The sequence below is a fragment of the Azotosporobacter soli genome, assembly GCF_030542965.1.
GTDB classification, from domain to species: Bacteria; Bacillota; Negativicutes; order SG130; family SG130; genus Azotosporobacter; species Azotosporobacter soli.
In genome coordinates, this window is sequence record NZ_JAUAOA010000019.1 from 39,965 (window position 1) to 60,668 (window position 20,704).

Below are 20,704 nucleotides of genomic sequence, written 5' to 3' on the forward strand. Positions count from 1 at the left end.
TGTAGAACGATATCATAAACAATACTCGGCTGAATTCATCATTTGCAAGGGGGTGTTTTCATGTCATTTTCAGCGCAGCGCATCCTACCGATCCTGCTCATCCTCGGTTTGCTCTTTTCAAGCGTTGGCGCGGCCGCTTCAAAACCGTTCGGCAGCGAACTGAGCGAAACCAGCTTCACGCAGAAGTTCCTGACCGGGCGCAGTTTGGACGCTGTAGAGGGCATCTGGAATATGAAAGGCGGTAACCTTACTTTTCAACTGGCGATCAGTCGCAACACCACCGGCGGCTATAGCGACTACGATTATCTGGGCGTCTTTCTGCAGTCGCTCGGCAGCTCGATGCCGTATTGGAGCAATGGCGATTTTTGCCTGGGTCTGAAAAAAACCGCCGATGCCGCTTTTAACAACGGCTTCTGGCTGATCCCCAATCTGCTTTGGACCGATAAAATTGCCACACCGATCAGCTATGTCGCCGCGAGCGATACGCTGCAGCTTACCTTTCCCGGCGCATTTGGTCAGGCCATCAACCTGACCGGCAGTCGCAGCGGGCAAACGCCTTCCTCCGGCATCCGCAGCGGCAGCGGCTTTTTCATCACAACCTCGCTGGTCGTGACCTGCGCGCATCTTGTCGAGGGCGCCAATCAGATCAGCGTCGAATTTCACGGCGACAGCAAGCTGCCGGCCAGCCGCATCGCCGTTGATCGCGTCAATGACCTGGCCTTGCTGCGCGTGTCGGGCCTGGAAGTTTTCGTCACGCCGCTGCCGTTAGCGCCGGCGCGCGGCGCCAGCATCGGCGAACGGGTTTATGCCGCCGCTTTTCCGACTCCTGCGCAGCTCGGCCGCAGCCTCAAGTTTTCTGACGGCATTATCAACGGTCTGAACGGTCTGGCCGACGATCCGCGCGCTTTTCAAATCAGTATTTCGGTTCCGCCGGGTGCAAGCGGCGGTCCTCTGCTCAACGGCAAAGGACAGGTGACAGGCATTGTGATCAACAACCAGGCTTTGGGCTATTTCTTCTATAAAGGCCAGACCATTCCCGGCGCCGCTCAATTCGCCATCAAATCTTCCGCTTTGTCGGCGCTGCTTAACAGCCTCGGCGACAGCGAACACTACAGCGTCGGCGATGCCGCCGCTGCCAATCTGGATCTGCCGCAGATCGCCGAACTCGCGAAAAATGCAGCGGTATTGGTCGAAGTCAAATAGCGCTAAAAAAGAGGCTGTCTCCAAAGGCATGCAAGTGGCCTTCGGAGACAGCCTTGTTTTTTATTCCTTTTGGTTCTGCGGCAGGCAGAAGGACACGCTCGTGCCTTGACCCGCTTCACTGTCAAACGTGATCTTGCCGTGATGCTTGTTGACGATGACGTCATAGGCGATGCTAAGGCCCAAGCCGACGCCCTTGCCGACCGGACGCGTCGTGAAAAACGCTTCGAAGACGCGACCGCTCTTCTCCTTGTCGAGCCCCGCGCCGTTGTCGCTGATGCTGCAGCAGACAAAATCCGCTTCCTGCCAGGTTCTGATTCGGATCAGGCCGCGCTCGGCGCCGCCTTTTTCCCGGATCGCCTGAAGCGCATTGAGCACGATATTCATCAGCACCTGCTCCAGTTGCGTTTTGACGCCGCGAACGAGCGCCGTTCCCTCTTCCACTTCGAAATCCGCACAGTTTTGCGCTTCGCTGCCGATCAACATCAGCACCGTCTGCAATCCCTGATTCAGATCATAGTCCGCCCAGGTCTCTTCGCCGGACGGTCGGGAAAAGCTGCGCAGGCCGACGATGATGCGCCGGATCCGTTCCAGGCCGTCACGCGATTCCTGCAGCAGTTCCAGACTGTCTGTAAGCGTCAATGCAGTCTGCTGTCGCGTTTCCAGCGCATCGATCGCGTCCGCCGCTTCGCCCAGCTCTGCCGCCGCGCTTCTCGCCGCCTCTTTCAAAGCTCCATAGCGCTGCCAAAGCGCCTGCCACTGCCCGACATACTGTTCCAGACAGCCAAGGTTGCTGCCGATGAAGCCGAGCGGATTGTTGATCTCATGCGCCACGCCCGCCGCCAGTTGGCCGATGCCGGCCATCTTCTCCTGTTGCACCAGTTGCATTTGCGCCTGACGCAAAGAGGACAGCGCAGTCTGCAACTCCTCGTTCTTCTCTTGCAGCGCCCGTTCCGCTTCTTCCCGCCTTGCCATTTCGCGCAACGTGGCATCCATTTCATCGCGCAGGTTCAACTTGTCAAACGCGGCCGAAATATGCAAACAGAAGATGTCGAGCAGCTTTCCGTCGATTCTTTTCAGCCGCTCCAAGGCTTCCAGATAGATCAGGCAAGTCGCTGCGCCGTTCGAGCCCGGCCGGTGCAGCAGAAGATAATCCTCCTGGTAACAGCTCCGTCCCTCCTGCAGCGCGTTCTGCACGCGACTAACCACATCAGCCGACGCAGCGTCTGCGACGCTCTGCCCCCGCATTACTTCAAACGCCCCCGTTGCCGCCCATATCTTGGGCGATGTTCCGTTTTCTTGTCGCATCGCAAAAAAGCTCTTTGCCGCCTGCAAGCCGAGTAGGCCATCCAGTTGTCCAAGCGCTGCCGCCGCAAAGGCCTCGAGTGTCTGCGCGCGAAAAACATCCGGCGCGGCCTCAATCATCTGTTCCAAGCCGCGCTTGTTTTCCTCAATCGTTTCAAGGTCGCGGTAGGAACGAAGCGCCAAGACGAGCGCGGTCACCAAGCGCTGCGAAGTAAGTTCCGTCTTTTCTTTGTAATCGTTGATGTCATATTCCAGGACAACCTTTGATTCCGGCGCATAGCCCGGCTGCCCGGTGCGCAAGATGATGCGCACCAGTTGATTATTCAGTTCGCGGCGGATATAATGCACCAGTTTCAGCCCCGAATCCTCTTCCTCCATCACGACATCAAGGAAGATCAGCGCAATCTTCGCCGGATTCGACTGCAGAAACTCTTTCGCCTGCTGCGCCGAATACGCGCTGTAAAATTCGAGCTTTCGCCCGTCAATGACAACATCGCGCAGCACCAGTTTCGTCACCGAATGGATCTTCGGCTCATCATCGACGATCAGGATCGGCCAGCTTTCCTGCCTGACCGTCGACTCCGCTTCATCATCCATAAAAACCAATATCTCGTCGCTCATTTTCTTCACCCCTCGCGGCGAATCCCTGTTGTATTACTTCCCGACAAATCTCCTTTTCCCTTTAAAGCCTCAAACTCGCCTGCGATGTTTTTTACCAGGTTTCTTTTCTTACAGCCAACGCCGTCGCCTAAAATACGCCGCCATCGTCAGCGCCGCGAGCGCCATCGCGCTCAGGACTCCATAATAGCCGTATTGCCACTTCAGTTCCGGCATGTTCTCAAAATTCATTCCGTATACCCCGGCAATAAAGGTCAGCGGAATAAAAATCGTCGAAATGATCGTCAGCAGTTTCATGATCTCGTTCATTCGGTTGCTGATGCTCGAGAGATAGATGTCCTGCATGCCCGACAGCATCTCGCGGTAAATCTCGACCGTCTCGATGACTTGAATGACGTGATCGTACAAATCACGCAGGTAAATGTGCGTCGCTTCCTCAATGTGAGCCGACTCCCCCCGTCCAAGGGCGCCGACCAACTCGCGCGCCGGCCATACTGCCTTGCGGATGTAAATCATCTCCCGTTTCAATCGGTGCAGGTCCTGGAGCAAGCCTGGATTCGGCTGCGCCACAATCTCTTCCTCCACATTTTCAATTTTTTCGCCAATCTCTTCCAGCACCAGAAAATAATGGTCGACCAGATTGTCCAATAGCGCATAAAAGAGATAGTCGGCTCTGCGCGTATGCAGTTTCCCTTTGCCATGAACAACCCGCTCATAAACGCCGGCAAACACATCGTTTGCTCTCGCCGAGCTTTCCCGGAAGGAAATAACATACCCCTCGCCAAGGATCATGCTGACCTGTTCGCTTTCATAGCCGGCTTCATCTTGCGACGCTGTTAATGATTTGGCAATGATGCACAGATATTCGCCATAATCTTCAAACTTCGGACGCTGATTGGTGTTCAGGATATCTTCGAGAATCAGTGGATGCACGTCAAATAAAGACCCGACGTCCGCCACCACCTTCGCATCCAAGCCTTGGATATCGATCCAGGTCACGCCCGGTTGAGCAACCAATCCGGGCAACTGTTCCAAAGGAAGCTGCTCTCGTTCCTCAATGTTTTCCGCATTGTAATGGATAACGCGAAGCTTGACTTCCTCCGCGCGAATCTCGCCGATATGCATTAGTGTGCCTGGAGACAAACCCACTTTCGGCGCAATCGAGCGTCTTTTCTTTCGCATAAAACACCACCCAGCCTAACTTCCATAATTTTATTGATCCATTCTTCATTCCTTCATTCGTCACGCGCTTGCATACGGATTTTCCTTCGCGCATATTCGGTCTGTCGATTTCTTTTACCTTATCTCAAATACGTGAAAAAGAAAATCAAAAAACATCCCTTCCTTGCTTTTTATTGTAGAATAAAAGCCCAACTCAGGCAAAACATTTGTCTATTCGCAGCAGCAGCCTCCATTTCCCCTCTTTTCTCCAATAATAAAAAAAGAGAGGCGCCTTTGTCCGGACGCCTCCCGTTCTCACTTGCACTTTTTTTCCTCTTCAATAATCGCATATTGAAAATTGCTGAAGCCGCGCCGTTCTTTTTTTCGGCTGGCGTACATCGCCTGGTCCGCGCGTTTGATGACCATCAGCAGTTTCTCGCCCCGTCCGCTGGCGACGCCTACCGATAGCGTCGGTGCTGTCCTTTCTTCTTTTTGCAGACGCTGCCCCGCCTGTTCAATCTGCTTTTTCAGTGCCAATATTTCACTCACGTTCATCGCCCCGGCAAAAAGCACGATGAACTCATCGCCGCCCATGCGAAAGATTTCCGCTCTTTCCGTGCAGGACTGGCGCAGGATTTGCGCCGCCTGGCGGATCAAACGATCGCCCGCCAGATGTCCGAACGTGTCATTGACGTTTTTCAGACCGTCGATATCGCAGACCAGTACGGTCATCCCTTCTTCGCACTTCTCCATTTCGCATGCAATGTGTGAAAAGGCATAGCGATTCTTTAAACCGGTCAGCGCATCCTGTTCGCTGCAGTAGCGCAATTCTTCGATCCGCATTTTTTGCCGCCGATTCTCTTCGAGCAAACAGCTGCATTCGAGCGTCAGCAGGACAATGATCCCCATCAGTAAGGTGAGCGCCGCTTCCTGCGCGCTTTGCCGTTCGCCCGCATGCAAGGCCGCAGCGCCAATTAAGAGCCCGCACAGAATGCGGCCTTTTTTACCGTCATAGTAGAGTTCCAAGAGTGAGTGCATCGACCAGGCCTCCCGTTCGATATAAAACCGTCGTCAATTGGATACCATTCTCGGCAGACATTGTTTTTCCTGCTGTACGTTCGCTCAATCGTTCGACAATTCACAGAACTTGTTTATAAAGAGCGCTATCTTTTTGTCGAAGAAAGTCTCTTTTCTTTGTTTAGACACTTTTACTGTCGTTTTTTTCTCCTCCCCATAATGAAAAAATGAACCGTCGCAAATAAACAATGCTTTGCGATGGTTCATTTTTTTAATGCTACAGAGGATGAAAGGCGAACACTTTTCCATTCGGACTCATGTATAGCACTTTCACTTTGCGCTTTTTCGTTATCGGCGTCCCTTTTACATAGTTCGCCAATAGCTCACGCGTGATCTTCGGATATTCCTCGCCGTTCATTTTTTTGATTGCTTCGGTTTTCATCCATTTGAAAACGTCGGAAGTCGTGAATTCGCGCGGCAAAAACTCCGCATCCACCGCCAATTTCATTTCCGCGACGAGTTCCGGGTCGCACATTGTTTCGTCATTCATCCAGCGTTGCTCCTCCGATTCTTTAATAGCAGATCCGGATAGCGCCGTCTTGATAAATTTCAATCGCATTGTAGCTATCCATAATCTTGCGTGCTGTTTTTTCATCTACCTCGGCGATATCGGCCGAACCGTAAATGATGTCGTGATAATAATCAAAAATCCCTAAATTATTGATCGCCAAATACGAGCGGATGCCGTTATGTTCACCGTTTGGCGCCAGTTTGACGCTTTGTTTGCGCAGCCATGCGACCGTTTCGTCATGACTACGCAGCCCTTTCGTCAGATGCGTGATTACATGACGATCCGTCCCCACATGTCCGACGCGAAAATGCGCCAGACACTCCTGGCAAATGCCGCGTTCGCCGACCAGCTTCGCCGCGACCGGCGCGTCTTCATAACAGTAAAAGCAAGTTCCATTGTTGCTGCGATGCCACTTATAAATGTCTTCATAACTTTTTTTCTTGCGAAATTCCATCTGCGTTTTTTCTCCCTGTCGTTTCATGCCACGTAACTAGTATACTACATGCAATCAAGCGACCTCTTTTCTAGCGAACCGTGAAAGAAACGGAAGCGGCTTCGCGTCCGTTGTCGTCGCTGTCGTTCATCCGCAGATCCCACTCTCCCGCTTCCGGCGCGACAAAGATCATCCAGCCATGCGTGCGCTCTTCGATGTAGCGATACGTGATGTCATAGCGGTCATTCACCTCTTCGCTCCCATGCGGCACTGAAGACGGCACGATGCCAATCCATGCATTGGCAGGCCAATTGCGTGGCGTGGTGAACGAGACGTCGATCCGCTCGCCCGGGGCGAAGACGTTCTTTTTCAGGAAAAGTTTCGCATCTCCGGCAGTCGGATCGGGGGTCGTCGTGAATCGGGCCGCTGCAATCTCTCGTCCGTTCCTGGCCGCGTCATAGAGACGCGCTTCCCATTGGCCGGGTGCAGGCGCCTTGAAGACCACCACGCCGACGCTGCGCTTTTCGATATATTGATGGACCGTCTGCTTAACGTCCGGCGTTTCTTTGCCATGCGGCGTCGCGGCCGAAACGATTCCGATCCATGCGTCGCGCGGCCAGTCTTCCGGCGTTTGAAACGTCACGCTGATCCTGTCGCCCTGCACATATTCCTCTTTGTCCAGCACAATACTCGCATCGCCTTTTCCCGCGGCCGCCGCGCTCAGCAAAAACAGGAACAGGCATAGCACCGCTACGCTAACGCCGAAGAAGCCCCGTCTCTTCTCGCAAGCCATCCTTATCCCCCCTTTGGCATGCACTAAGCCAATTTGTGCATCAAAGCCGTCACGTCGATGCCGTCAAGCGCTTGCGCGACGAGCGTTCCTTTTTCCAGCTGCGGCAACGAATCGCTGAACGTCGGTTTTTCGCTGCGATAAAAGACGCCGAGCGGTATTTTCTCCCCCCAAAGCGAACCATATTCCAATGCCTGTTTCCGATCCGTCTCGTCGTAGCCGCTGACGCTTTCCAGCGACAACGCACGCTCTTTGTACCACTGATAGGTATTGACCGGATTGAAGGAAACGCAAGGCTGCAGGATGTCGAGCACCGCAAAGCCGCGATGGCGCACGGCTTCGGCCATCAGCTGCGCCAGTTGATCGATGTTCGCGGCCGAACCGCGCGCGACAAAGCTCGCGCCTGCGCTCAGCGCAAGTTGCACGATGTTCACCGCCTGTTCTACGTTACCGAGCGGCGGCGGCGTGAACTTGGTGACCGTTCCCCGATCCGTCGTCGGAGATGCCTGCCCTTTCGTCAGCGCATAGATCTGATTGTTGTGAATGAAATAGCTAAGATCGAGGTTGCGGCGCGCCGAATGGATGAAGTGCCCCATGCCAAGCCCCATTCCGTCGCCTTCGCCGCCTTCGGCAATGACCGTCAGTTCGTGGTTGGCCAGCTTGACGCCGCTGGCCACCGGCAGAGTCCGTCCGTGCAGCGTCTCGATCCGGTACGTGTTGACGTATTGGCCGATCTTGCTGCCGCAGCCGATGCCCGTTACCAACGCCACTTTTTCCAGATCGATTTCCAGGATGCCCATCGCTTTTTTCCAGGCCGTGAGAATGCCGTAATTTCCGCACCCGACGCACCAGGTCGGTGCATACTCTAGTCCTGCGTTTGTCGCCGCCATCAGCCCATCACCTCCCTGATTTTTTCCCGGATGCCTGTTGGAACAAACGGACGTGAATCATATTTTAGATAAAGATGGTCGACCGCCAGTCCGGTATGTCTTCGTATCACGCCGCCTAATTGCGCCGTCTTGTTGCCTTCGATCAGCAACGTTTTTTTCGCTTTGCTTAAGACCGCTGCAACAATTTCAGTCGGAAACGGTTCAATGTAACGCAGTTGAAGGAAATTCACCCGATACGGCCCTGTTTCCTCTTGCGCCAGCGCTTCGAGAATCGCCCCCTTGGTCGAGCCCCAGGCGATGAGCGTCAGATCCGCCTCTTGCGGACCGTAAAGCGTCGCACCCGGAATATCGCGCAGCATCACGGGAATCTTGCGATACCACTTATCAAGCATCGCGACGGTGTTTTGCGGCTCGTCTCCGGCATATTCATGATTCCCCGAACTGTAAAAACCGTCTTCGCCATGACTGTAGCTGGTCGCGATGTGCCGTCCGCCGCGCTGTCCCGGCAAGGCGCGCGGCGATACGCCGTCTTCTGTCAGTTGATAGCGAAGATAGCGCTCCTGTTGTTCTAGTTCCTCTTCACTGATTCGTTTGCCCCGTTCAATTACCAGACCCTCCTGTTTAAAAAACGGCTGCACAAACGACGAGTCCGCCAGATATTTATCGGTAAGGATGATCCCCTGCACTTGGTATTTTTCCACCAGATTCAGCAGGCGGAAGGTTTCGTAGAAGCATTCTTCCACGTCCCCCGGCGCTACGATGATGCGCGGAAACTCACCCTGCGACGCATGCAAAACAAAGTTCAAATCGGCTTGCGCCGTCCGCGTCGGCTGTCCGGTGCTTGGCCCGCCCCGCTGCGCATTGACCATGACCAGCGGAATTTCGGCCTGCGCGGCAAAGCCGAGCGCTTCGGTCATCAACGCAAAACCGCCGCCGCTCGTGGAACCGATGCAGCGTGCGCCGGCAAACGAAGCGCCGATCAGCATGTTCATCGCCGCGATCTCGTCTTCGGCCTGCTTAAAGACCACGCCGTACGGCGCGCCGTATTCAGCCAGATAACTAAGCACGCTCGAGCCCGGCGTCATCGGATATCCGGCGGCGAACTTGCAGCCGCCTTTGATCGCCGCCATCGCGATCGCCTCGTTGCCGTTAATCAGCATAGTCTCTCCTTTCGCTGCCGAAAAACGCAGGGAAAGAGACGGCGTCTGCGTCATCACGCTGGCCACGAGCGCGCGGCCGTTTTCAAACGCCTGCCTGTTCTTCTCTCTCACCTCGGCCTTGCTGAACTCTGCTTCCAGCGTCGCCTGCAACGAAGCAGCCGGAAAGCCGCTCAGCGCACAAAAACCGCCGAGCAGCACGCTGTTCAGCATGATCTTTGCCCCTTTTTCGGGCAATGCACCCGACAGATCCACGCCGATCAATCGAACTCCTTCCGGCGTCTTTATCGAATCCGTCCTGACCGCCTTCGTATCGTACAGCACGCTACCGCCCTTTTTCACTCTGCCGATATTCAATTCAAACGCCGGTTGCGACAGTGCGCCGAGAAAGTCGACCTCCTCTTCATAAGCGAGCAAAGTCTGCTCGGCAATTCTCACTAGGCAGGTGTTCAGACCGCCTTTGATTAACGACGGATATTCATTGACTACGACGGCGCTCAGTCCGCTGCGCATCGCGCTCTTCGCCACCAGTGAGCCTGCGCTCATGACGCCGTACCCGGCTTCGCCGCCGAAGAGGCAGGTGAATGGTTTCGTGTCCAAAAAAATCCCTCCCACATTGCCAATTTATCTTTTTTTACTCCTTCGCTGTGCACAATAAAATACCTGTAATTTTCTTACATAAAAAAAGAAGACTGTCTCAAAACAGCTGCTGTCTGCCGCTTTGAAACAGTCCCTTTCTTTTCATTATAGGCCGCGCAGCAAACGAATCTCTTCGCCATAGCCGTCGACTTCATTCGGCGTTTCGAGAAAGAACGGCAGCTCGCAAAGCGACGGGTGCTTGATGATGCGGGCAATCGCCGCCAAGCCGAGCGAGCCTTCGCCGATTTTTTCATGCCGATCCTTGCGACTGTGAAACGGATTCTTGCTGTCGTTCAAATGAATCGCCTTCAGTCGTTCCAGGCCGATAACTTGATCAAATTCAGCCAGCACGCCATCGAGATCATTTACGATATCATAACCGGCGTCGTAGACATGGCAGGTATCGAGGCATATGCCGAGTTTATCCCGGCAGGCGACGCGGTCGATGATTGCGCGCAGTTCCTCGAAGCGTCCCCCCACTTCACTGCCCTTGCCGGCCATTGTTTCCAAAAGGACAAGCGTCGTCTGCTCTTCTTTCAGCACCTCGTTCAGCAAGGCGGCGATCATTTCAATGCCCGCCTCGACGCCCGCACCGACATGACTGCCCGGATGAAAGTTATAGTAATTATGCGGCAGCTGTTCCATGCGCGCCAGGTCGTCAAGCATCACTTCAAACGCGAACTCACGCACCCGCGCATCGGCGGAACAGGGATTCAGCGTGTACGGCGCATGCGCCAAAATCGGCGCGAACGCATTCTCTTCGGCCAACGCCAAAAACGCTTCCAGATCCGCTTTGTCGAGCGCCTTCGCCTTGCCGCCGCGCGGATTGCGGCTGAAAAACTGAAACGTATTGCCGCCGAGGCGCAGGATCTCACGCCCCATATGTTCATAGCCCTTGCTGCTCGATAGATGACAACCGATCTTCAGATTGTCCGTCATCAAAAAACCTCCTTTCCGTGTGTGCTGCTTGGCATGCGCCATTTATCTCTCTGCTTCGATCAATGCGACAAACGGTTCCACCAGTGCCGGATCGAATTGCGTCCCGGCATGTCGGCGAAGCTCTGCGACGGCCTGCTCGGATGTCAATGCCTTACGATAGGGACGGTCGTTGGTCATCGCGTCATACGCGTCGACGATGCCGAGCATCCGGCAGGGCAGCGGAATTTTTTCGCCGCTCAGACCGAACGGATAGCCCTGCCCGTTCCACCATTCGTGATGTTTCAGAATCCAATCGGCAATCGGATCGAGATCGGCCGCCGATTGCGCGATCCGGTGGCCGATCTCCGCATGCTGCCGCATGACCGTCCACTCCGCTTCCGTCAAACCGCCCGGCTTAAAGAGGATATGATCCGGGATGCCGACCTTGCCGATGTCATGAAACTGGGCAAAGAGCCTTATATCGGCCAACTGCTGGCTCGACAGGCCAAGGGCGGCCGCAAATTCCAGCATGATTTCCTGCAGCCGCTCGCCATGCCCTTCGGTGATGAAGTCCCTCGCCTCGAGTGCCTTCATCATCGCCTGGACGATAGCGCTGCGCGTGCTTTGCTTGCGATGCAGTTTTTCCCGGTACATGTTGTGATCGGCTTCGCGGAATAAGGCATCCATATCCGGCGGCGCCGTTTCGCTGACCGCAAAACCGATCGACAGACTGATCGGCAGCATCGGGTTTTTCTGGTTGTAGTCCTGCAGCTGGCGTTGGATTCTTGTGCAGGCGTTTTCGACGCTCCGCTCCGTATTGAAAGGCAGCAGTACCGCAATCTCATCGCCGCCGATCCGTGCGACGATCTCGTGTGGTTCGAACGACTGCTTAAAAATTGTCGCCACCGAACGCAAAAGCTGATCACCGGTCGCATGACCTAGCGAGTCATTGACGAGTTTCAATCCGTCGACATCGCAGATCATCAAGGCTGCTGGCCCTTTACTGCCGATGCTGATCGCCTTCATTTCCGACTCAAAGACCGTCCGGTTGTATAGTCCCGTCAGACTGTCCTGCATGCTCAGGCGGCGCAGCTGCCGCTCCATTTCCCGGCGTTGCGTGACATTTCTGACCACCGCCAGCATTCGTTCGCTGCTGACGACCGCAACGCGCACGTCATAGTAGATCGTCTCGCCGTCAATCTGCAGGCGATCCTCAAACTGTTGCACCGTCCCGCTTTGCGCCGCTTCTTCCACATGTTGCAAAAAACGGTTTGCCGCTTCTTTCGGCAGACACGTAAGGACAGAGCGCCCCAGTGCCGCCTTATCCATCAAGCGCAGCTGCGCACGCGGATCGAAGATGGCGACAATTGTTTTTTCCTTATCCAACAATAGGATCGGGTCTGGCATCGCCTGCAAAATGGCCTGGCTTTCTTCCTTGGCCAGACGCAGCGCCGCCTCGCTTTGCCTTCGTGCTTCTATTTCCTTTTGAAACGAGTGCGTCAGCCTTGCATTGTCGACGGCCAACGACGCCAGCTCGCCGAACTGATGCAATAAGACGCTGGCCTCCTGCGCCCTCGCTTCATTGGCATTGGCAAACACGATGCCGATGAAGCCGACCACCTGGCCGCCGCTCAAAAGAGGAATCGCCGCGACGCTTCGTTTTTCTTCGTTTTCCGTTGACAGCCAAGATGCTTCCTCCTCTATGAGCAGACTCGCCTGTCGGCTGATTTTTTCCCCCATCGCCTGTAGCCAGGCATTTTCCTTTTTCAGCAATGTCAATGCGCCGCCTCGTGCGACCCGCAGCGTAAACGGCTGCGATGTTTCGTCACGCAGGGCGATCCAGCCGTCTTGCGTACCGAGAAAGCCGAGCGCGCTGTCCATGATCTGATCGAGAATCTCAGCGATATCGAGATGATGCATGAACGACAGCGCGGTCTTGTGTAAAAAGGAAAGCACCATGTTCTGACGACTGATCTGGTCTTCTTTTTCCAGCACCGCAGTGAACTGCTGGCGCAGTTCCTCTTCGATCGCCATCAGTTCTTCGAGCGCGGCGCTGATCTCCGCATTCTTCGTCTGCAGCAAACGTTCCGACTGATGCAGCGTCGCGATGTTTTCGGCCTTGACCAGCACCAGCGAAGCCAGTTGTGCAAGCTGGCGCAGCAGCAGCCGCTCGGCGACGTTGAATTCGCGCGGCGCATCGAAATAATCAAGGCAGATTACGCCGATCGTCTCCTTAGCCATTTTCAGCGGAATGCCGACCACCGTCTGCAGCTTGTCAAAATCCGGATGCGGATGCCGCCCCGGCCAGTTCGGATAATCGCTGATCAAGAGCGCTTCGCCAGTTTGAAAGACTTTGCCGATCAGACCTTCGCCCGGTTCATAATAACCGAACCGATCCTCCTGCGCGTTGCTGCGCCCAATATGGTAACGCCGCACCACGCCCTGACTTTGCGCGTCCTTCAGGCAGATCGAACCGTCCGGCGTACCAAAAAGCTCCGCGGTCCGGCGCAGAATCCCCTGCAAAAGCGCATCGACGTCATTTTCTGCAAGCAGCCTGAGACCGATCTCATGCAACGCCGCCAGACACTCTTCCTGCCGTTCTTCGTTGACCGCCCGCGAAGACGTCTCCGCAATCGGCCGGGCAAAAAGCATAAAGCGATCCTCTGCAACACGCCGCACGCGCACCTCGATCAGAACCAGACCGCCGTCTTTCGCCCGGTTGTTGCCGGTGAACGAAACGCTTTCACCGATGCTCATCTGCTGCATCAGTATGGCGGCCACCTTCGCTTCCTGCTCTGGCAGAAGATCGTCTACATTCAGCGCGAGCAGCTCAGCCCGTTCATATTGCAGCATCCGGCAGGCCGCCGCATTCACATACAAAATGTCTCCGTCCGCCGCCTCGACGAACACAGCGTCATACACCTCTTCAAACAAAGCATACTCCGCTTGCGCCGCTGCCTGCCTTCTTAGAGCCGCTTTCTTGCGTTGCGTTTCCTGTTCCATCCGGCTTCATCCTCTCGCTGTCAGTCTGCTCTCTTTCGCTCTAATGCACGTGAAATCTTGCCACCTTGCTCTGCAGATTTTCCGCGGTCTGCGCCAGTTCGCGGCTCGCCGCGGCGATTTCTTCCACGGTGGCCGATTGCTCCTGCGCACTCGCGGAGATCGTCTGCGCATGTCCGCTGGTTTCCTGCGCCACGCCGCGTACGCCCTGCACCTGACTCAGCACCATTTCGCCCGACGCGGCAAGCTGCTGCGCCGCCGCGGAAATTTCCTGCACCTGCCGGTTCAGATTCTCCACCATTTCGGTCAGCTTGGCAAATTGCGTGCCGGCTTCCGCCATGACGCCGGTTCCTTTTTCTACTTCGCAGGTTCCCGTTTCCATGGCCTGCACCGCTTGTTCCGTCTCATCCTGGATCTGATGGATGATGCTTTCGATCCGTCCCGCCGCGGTTTGCGACTGTTCGGCTAATTTACGTACTTCTTCAGCTACAACGGCAAATCCTTTTCCTTGTTCGCCGGCCCGCGCCGCTTCGATCGCCGCATTGAGCGCCAGGAGGTTCGTCTGGCCCGCGATGCCAGCGATCACCTGCACAATCTCGCCGATCTGCTGCGACCGCTCGCCCAAATTTTGTACCGCCTGCGCGGTATTTTGCACCGAGAGACGAATATTTTCCATCTGTTGCTGCGCCGTCTGCGCGGTTTGCCGTCCGCCCTGCGCGGCAATCGCCGCCTGGCTGGATTCGGCCGCAAGACCGGTCGCCGCGGTCGCGACATGTTCGACCGCACGTTCCATTTCCCCAACCGTTTGCACGACCTGCTCCACGCCGCTTAGCTGTCGTTCCGCGCCTTCCGCCACATCGGTAACCGCGTGCGCCACTTGCGCCGATGCATCCGCGGTCTGGCGCGAACTGGCGGTCAACTCTTCACTCGACGCGGTCAGAATCTGCGCCGTGTCCTGCACACCGTTAATCAGGGTTCTTAAGTCTTTCGTCATCGTGCAAAACGCATCGATCAAATCCTTCAGTTCGTCATTACCGCGATAAAGCACGCAGACTTCACGCAGATCGCCTTTTGCGACCGCGACCGCGCCGCTCGCGAGTTCCTTCATCGGACGACTGATCGTCCGCGCGAAATAAATGCCGCCCCAAACTGTCAAAAGAGCCGCCCCAGCCACGCCGACCGACAGCCAGAGCATCATCTTCTTTGTGCTCTCTTCCCGTTTTTTCTGCTGCTCTTCCTGCCAGGCCAGCGTGAAGCGGACCGCGTCATTCGTATCCTTTTCCAGTGCGGCGATGGCCGTGCCGGCTTGTTTCACGACGCCGGAAACATCCTGCCCGGCCTGGATGCCGCTGACCGCCTTATCGACAAATCCCCAGTACTGTTGATACCCTTCCTTGAGCTTTTTCTGATATTCCCGGCTTTCCTTCGTCTTGCTGTTTTTCTCCCACTCGCTCAGCAGTTGGTTGACCGTCGTCTTCGAATCCTGAAAATTGTTCACCAGCGCGCCGTCCTTCGTGATGATGAAACCGCGCACCAGCGAAGACTCGCGCTGCAGCTCCTTGTCGAGGCGCAGCAGATTAACCGTCATCGGCACCGTGCGTCCGACCATGTCCTCGATGCCGTCTTCCATCACATTCATCTCATAACACAACAGACCTGCCGCGGTCGAAAAGACCAATACGATGCCGACCACCATCAACACTAACTTTTTTTGAATATCCCATCTCATAGTAAAATCCTCCTACTTTTTGCTCCCACTTTCCCGATAAAAAAACAGACGCCTTTGTCTAAAGACAAAGGCGTCAAACAGTTCCGGTTTTACCGCTGCTTAAATAAACCTTGGTTTTTCTTCTTCAATTCCCAAGAAAAAAGACAAGCTTGCTTCATCCAGCTGGTCCGTCAACGAACTGCCGGGCGATTGGCCATGCTATTATTTTCGTTTTAACCGCAGCGCGTCACAGCATCTTGCCTGACGGCCAGCGTAACGATCCGATTCTCCTTGTAGTCAACTGCAGTAAAGCTTTGCAGTTCCTGCTGCCACTCTTCCTCGCACAATTCCTGCAAGACGTGATGCGCCAACGCCGAAAACAAATCCGGCAACGCATTCCCGAGCGCCTCATGCCGCTCTAAATACTGTGCTGAAAAAGATCCCAGCAGGCCTTCCATCTCCAATACGAGGCACTTCTCCGACAATTGCGTCAGCGCGAGGCGGTTCGGGCCTCGTCCGTATGCATCGCGAATCTTGCGCGAGACGATCTTGCCGAGCCGTTCCTCTTCGCGTGCGGCGACGTCGCCCCTCATCTTGAAGATCGGTTCCTGAAACCCTTTGACCGTGAATGCTTTGATTTCGCCCTCTTTTTCATGCGGTTCAAAAAAATGCCAATAGCGTATCGCGCTGCCGTAATGTTCTGCCAGTTTCGGCAGCAGCTGCAGTCTGACCGAATCTTCGATGACGCTCTTGTATTGTTGGAACAGGCATTGTTTCCCATACTTTTCCTGGGCCGCTTGCTCCCATTCCTGGACCTTGGCCGAAATACGCACGACCTGCACCTGCTTGCGGCAGACAATCTCTTCGATCTTGTACAAATCCGGCAATTTTCTGCTCTGTCTCATGTCGCAAGTCAACCGCTCATAATGAGCAATCAATAACGCTTGGCGATCTTTATGCGGCGATGAACGCGTCATCTTCTTTTACAGCCCTCCCTTTCTTTTTAAAATGACACTATAGATGGCATTGGCAAAAGGTTTATCTTTAAGTTCTCTTTTCTACATAAAACTCCTGCCGTACAGCGTCGATTTTTGTAACTTTTGTATCAACTTGTTCATTTGTCTATTTCCAAGGGATAGTGGGGAAAAAGCTGTCTTTTTTTCCCGCCGTCCACTTCCCTGCTGCACTTTGACGCTAGGGCAGCACCGGATAGGTAAAGAAGAGAAAATGAACCGTATTCACCAACCCGTGCAGCAAAATCGAGGCCTCGATTCGTTTCGTTCTCTGATAAGCATAGCCATAGCACAATCCGGCCAGCGTCGCGATCAATACATAACCTGCGCCTCCGCCATAGTGCGCCGCGCCGAACGCAAGCGAGGCCAGTGCGAGCGCAAGCATTTTCCCACCCCGCCGCTGCGCCAGCGCCGCTTCGGCCCTGCGCTGCAAAAAGCCGCGAAAGAACGCTTCTTCCGCCATACAGACAAAGAAGAGATTGGTCAGCAGCCAAAGCGGCAGGCAATCGGGCCACTTCGGATCGAAACGGATTTTACCGCTCGCCAACGCGAACGCAAGCAAAAGCGCAAGGAGATAACCGCCAAGCGGCCAGATGCGTTTTGCCAGCAGCGCCCACTCTTTTCGCTCTCTAATTCGCGGATGCGCAAAGCCCAAGAGGAGCAGGCCGGGCACCGTCTTGTCAAAATTAAGATAGAGGGAGATCGGCGATGCGTCCGCACTGATCCTAAGATCGGCCGCGACCAGCCAGTTGTGGAAATGCGGCATGCGGTGCGCGCCCAGCGCAAAGCTGCCGAAAACCACGCCCAGCAGCAGCGCGGCCCGACTCCATGTCGCCAGTTCTTCCCGTTCCGACAGATATACCGCCATGGCCAGGCAGATGATGAAAAGAACGGCAGCGCCGTCCAGCTGACCGCTCAACAGTCCCGCCAGACAAGCCAGGGCAAAGGCCACGCTCCACAACGGCACGCGTAAGCGATCCGGCAGCCACAACAAGGCGACCGCAAGGAATAAAAGTCCGTAACAAAGCAGCTTCAACATGATCGTCCTCTACCTCTACCTTTTTCATTTCTTTTCCTGCCATTATATAAGATGTGCGGCGTAAACGCCAGTTGCGCTGCCGCCGCTTTTCAGAAGAGAAAAGCTGTAACACTGTTTCTTTTTTCTTGACAACCCCTTCAAGATTTGTTAACTTGTATATAATCTAAATAGCAAATGTGCATTGATAGGGATGATCCACTGCCGCCTGACGCTCCAGAGAGCTGTCGTTTGCTGAAAGACAGCGCGCAGGACAATGGAAACTCGCCCTTGAGCATTCACCCGAAAGCAATGGCGAGTAGGCGTGAACGGGTTTCTCGCCGTTATCATGAGACTGCAGCCGCGACCGCGCGACTGTACAAAGTGGATATGTTTCATATCAACAAGAGTGGTACCACGGAAGTTTGACGCTTTCGTCTCTTAGCAGCCATGCTCGGAGACGGAAGCTTTTTTTGTCCCGGCGCAGGCTTTCAGTCTCGTCAATCGATACGAATAAAATGCATTGTGAGGGAATCATCATGAAACTTGCTTTTTCAACACTCGGCTGTCCCGATTTCAGCTGGAAGGACATCTATTCCATGGCCAAGGACTTCGGCTTTGACGGCATCGAAGTGCGGGGCCTCGGAAACATCGCCGCTCACGTCAGTCCGTTTATCGCGACCCAGTTGCCGCATACGATCGAAAAGCTTGCCGAGCTGCGCCTCGAAATCCCCTGCTTGTCACCCGGCTGCTGCTTGAAATTCGCAGAAAAAACCGAAGAAACGCACGCCCAGTTGGTACAGCACATTGAACTGGCCGCACAGCTCGGCACGCCCTATGTCCGCATTCTCGGCGACCTGGCCGCGCAGGCGGACGGCGAAGTCGACGATACGATCGTTCTCGCCGCTTTGAAACGACTCGTGCCGATCGCCGAAGCGCACGGCGTAACGTTGTTGGTCGAGACAAACGGCGTCTATGCCGACACCGCCCGTCTTTGCCGCCTCTTGAATCAGATCGCCAGCGACGCGGTCGCCGCGCTCTGGGATATGCATCACCCCTACCGCTTTGCCGGTGAAACGCCGGGCCAGACCGTGCAAAATCTCGGCGCGTATATCAAATACGTCCACGTCAAGGATTCGATCATGGAAGACGACGTCATCCGCTATAAGATCATGGGCGAAGGCGATCTGCCGATCGATGCGATGATGCTCGCGCTGAACTCGATCAACTACGACGGCTATGTCTCTCTCGAATGGCTCAAACGCTGGGCGCCCGACCTCGCCGACGCTGGCGTCGTCTTCCCGAACTTCGCCAACTACATGAGCCGCTTTCTCGAAACCAGCGCCACTAAGGACCGCCTCTTTGACAACAACGCCAAAACCGGCAAATACGTCTGGGAAAAAGACGCGCTGATCGATCTGACCTTCCCGCAGGTGCTCGACCGGATGGTGACCGAATTTCCCGACCAGTATGCGTTTCGCTATACGACGCACGACTACACGCGCACCTATGCGCAGTTCCGCGACGATGTCGACGAATTCGCCCGCTCGCTGATCGCGCTGGGCGTGCGTCCGGGCGACCATGTTGCAATCTGGGCGACCAACGTGCCGCAATGGTTCATCACCTTTTGGGCAACGACCAAGATCGGCGCAGTGCTGGTCACGGTAAATACCGCCTACAAAATCTATGAAACCGAATATCTGCTGCGCCAGTCCGACACCCATACGCTCGTCATGATCGACGGCTACAAAGATTCGGACTATGTCGGCATCATCAAGGAACTCTGTCCGGAGCTCGAAACGGCAGAAGCCGGAAAACCGCTGCACATGAAACGATTACCGTTTCTGCGCAACGTCATCACGATCGATTCCAAACAAAAAGGCTGCCTGACCTGGGACGAAGCGGTCGCAATGTCCGACCGCGCACCGCTCGAAGAAGTCTATCGCCGCGAACGTGCGATCAACAAACACGACGTCTGCAACATGCAGTACACGTCCGGTACCACCGGCTTTCCCAAAGGCGTCATGCTCTCGCACTACAATGTGGTTAACAACGGCAAAAACATCGGCGACTGCATGGACCTCTCGACCGCCGACCGCATGATGATCCATGTGCCGATGTTCCACTGCTTCGGCATGGTTCTCGCGATGACCGCCTCGATGACGCACGGCGTCACGATGTCGCCGCTGCCGTATTTCTCGCCGAAACAGTCGCTCGACTGCATCAACCGCGAACAGATCACCTGCTTCCACGGCGTGCCGACGATGTTCATCGCGATGCTGGAACATGCGGATTTCCCCACGACCGACTTCTCGCACATGCGCACCGGCATCATGGCCGGCAGCCCCTGTCCTGTCAAAGTCATGCAGGACGTCGTCGACAAAATGAACATGAGCGAGATCACGATCGTATATGGCCAGACCGAATCCGCGCCCGGCTGCACGCAAAGCCGCGTTGACGACTCCATCGCGCTGCGCGTCTCCACGGTCGGACGCGAACTGCCCGGCGTCGAATGCAAGATCGTCGACCCCGAAACCGGTGCGGATCTGCCCGATAATGTCGACGGCGAATTCGTCGCCCGCGGCTACAACATCATGAAAGGCTACTACAAGATGCCCGAAGCGACGGCCGCCGCGATAGACAAAGACGGCTGGCTGCATACCGGCGACCTGGCCCGCCGCGACGAAAACGGCAACTACAAGATCACCGGCCGCATCAAGGACATGATCATCCGCGGCGGCGAGAACATCTATCCCAAAGAAATCGAGGATTTCATCTACACGCATCCCAAAGTAAAAGACGTTCAGGTCATCGGCGTACCGGACAAACAGTACGGCGAAGAAATCATGGCCTGCGTTATTGCCAAGGACGACAGCGGCTTGAGCGCCGACGAACTGAAAGAATATATCCGCAGCCATATCGCCAAACACAAGACGCCGCGCTACATCGATTTCGTCAACGAATTCCCGATGAACGCCGCCGGAAAGATCATGAAATACAAAATGCGCGAACAGGCCGTCAAACGTCTGGGCCTCGAACGAGATAACGAAATAGAAACCGCATAATCCTTATCCTCTTGGAAGAAACAGGCTTTGTCATACGACAGAGCCTGTTTTTTCATATCCATTCCCTATACCCGCTTACTGCCATTCAAATAACAAGATTTGATCAAGACTCTTTCTTTTTAGTTGCAATAGAAACTTTCTCTTGTTACAATACAGTCATAAAGTTGCACTTGCAACTATTTCGACGTCACGAGGAGGATTATC

At 55.0% G+C, this 20,704-nt stretch carries 15 protein-coding genes and 1 other annotated feature; of the genes, 2 read left to right on the forward strand and 13 right to left on the reverse strand.

Features of this window, described 5'->3' with window-relative positions:
* Positions 1-60: 60 nt before the first annotated feature.
* Entirely contained in the window at positions 61-1,203 is a 1,143-nt protein-coding gene (locus QTL79_RS14150) for a S1 family peptidase (RefSeq protein WP_346355618.1), read from the forward strand.
* A gap of 60 nt (positions 1,204-1,263) precedes the next feature.
* On the opposite strand, the gene QTL79_RS14155 is transcribed toward QTL79_RS14150, so the two are convergent.
* The 13 genes from QTL79_RS14155 to QTL79_RS14215 all read right to left on the reverse strand — a co-directional run bounded on the left by QTL79_RS14155 (position 1,264) and on the right by QTL79_RS14215 (position 17,459).
* Positions 1,264-3,126, reverse strand: coding sequence for a DUF3369 domain-containing protein (locus tag QTL79_RS14155; RefSeq protein WP_346355619.1), 1,863 nt, complete (start codon positions 3,124-3,126; stop codon positions 1,264-1,266).
* Positions 3,127-3,234: 108 nt separating this feature from the next.
* Positions 3,235-4,305, reverse strand: a complete 1,071-nt coding sequence (gene corA, locus QTL79_RS14160) for a magnesium/cobalt transporter CorA (protein WP_346355620.1) — start codon at positions 4,303-4,305, stop codon at positions 3,235-3,237.
* Between the two features lie 294 nt (positions 4,306-4,599).
* Entirely contained in the window at positions 4,600-5,322 is a 723-nt protein-coding gene (locus QTL79_RS14165) for a GGDEF domain-containing protein (protein ID WP_346355621.1), read from the reverse strand.
* A gap of 256 nt (positions 5,323-5,578) precedes the next feature.
* Positions 5,579-5,851 (reverse strand): hypothetical protein, encoded by a 273-nt coding sequence (locus QTL79_RS14170; protein ID WP_346355622.1) that lies wholly within the window; start codon positions 5,849-5,851, stop codon positions 5,579-5,581.
* A gap of 22 nt (positions 5,852-5,873) precedes the next feature.
* A complete protein-coding gene (locus tag QTL79_RS14175) occupies positions 5,874-6,326 on the reverse strand; it encodes a hypothetical protein (RefSeq protein ID WP_346355623.1) in 453 nt (150 codons plus the stop codon).
* A 70-nt stretch (positions 6,327-6,396) separates the two neighbouring features.
* Complete coding sequence (locus tag QTL79_RS14180; RefSeq protein WP_346355624.1) at positions 6,397-7,098, reverse strand: hypothetical protein; 702 nt, start codon at positions 7,096-7,098, stop codon at positions 6,397-6,399.
* Positions 7,099-7,121: 23 nt separating this feature from the next.
* Positions 7,122-7,985, reverse strand: a complete 864-nt coding sequence (locus QTL79_RS14185) for a thiamine pyrophosphate-dependent enzyme (RefSeq protein ID WP_346355625.1) — start codon at positions 7,983-7,985, stop codon at positions 7,122-7,124.
* Positions 7,985-9,742, reverse strand: a complete 1,758-nt coding sequence (locus QTL79_RS14190) for a 2-oxoacid:acceptor oxidoreductase subunit alpha (RefSeq protein ID WP_346355626.1) — start codon at positions 9,740-9,742, stop codon at positions 7,985-7,987. The genes QTL79_RS14185 and QTL79_RS14190 overlap by 1 nt, the downstream gene beginning before the upstream one ends.
* 144 nt (positions 9,743-9,886) lie before the next feature.
* On the reverse strand, positions 9,887-10,720 hold the full coding sequence (locus QTL79_RS14195) for a deoxyribonuclease IV (RefSeq protein ID WP_346355627.1): 834 nt from the start codon (positions 10,718-10,720) through the stop codon (positions 9,887-9,889).
* A 42-nt stretch (positions 10,721-10,762) separates the two neighbouring features.
* Complete coding sequence (locus QTL79_RS14200) at positions 10,763-13,702, reverse strand: HD domain-containing phosphohydrolase (RefSeq protein WP_346355628.1); 2,940 nt, start codon at positions 13,700-13,702, stop codon at positions 10,763-10,765.
* Between the two features lie 40 nt (positions 13,703-13,742).
* A complete protein-coding gene (locus tag QTL79_RS14205) occupies positions 13,743-15,428 on the reverse strand; it encodes a methyl-accepting chemotaxis protein (protein WP_346355629.1) in 1,686 nt (561 codons plus the stop codon).
* Between the two features lie 212 nt (positions 15,429-15,640).
* Positions 15,641-16,384 (reverse strand): hypothetical protein, encoded by a 744-nt coding sequence (locus QTL79_RS14210; RefSeq protein WP_346355630.1) that lies wholly within the window; start codon positions 16,382-16,384, stop codon positions 15,641-15,643.
* Positions 16,385-16,601: 217 nt separating this feature from the next.
* Entirely contained in the window at positions 16,602-17,459 is an 858-nt protein-coding gene (locus tag QTL79_RS14215) for a CPBP family intramembrane glutamic endopeptidase (protein WP_346355631.1), read from the reverse strand.
* A 172-nt stretch (positions 17,460-17,631) separates the two neighbouring features.
* Positions 17,632-17,880 (forward strand) — a binding site (T-box leader).
* A gap of 94 nt (positions 17,881-17,974) precedes the next feature.
* Here QTL79_RS14215 and QTL79_RS14220 point away from each other — a divergent pair.
* Entirely contained in the window at positions 17,975-20,500 is a 2,526-nt protein-coding gene (locus QTL79_RS14220; RefSeq protein WP_346355632.1) for an AMP-binding protein, read from the forward strand.
* Positions 20,501-20,704 lie beyond the last annotated feature (204 nt).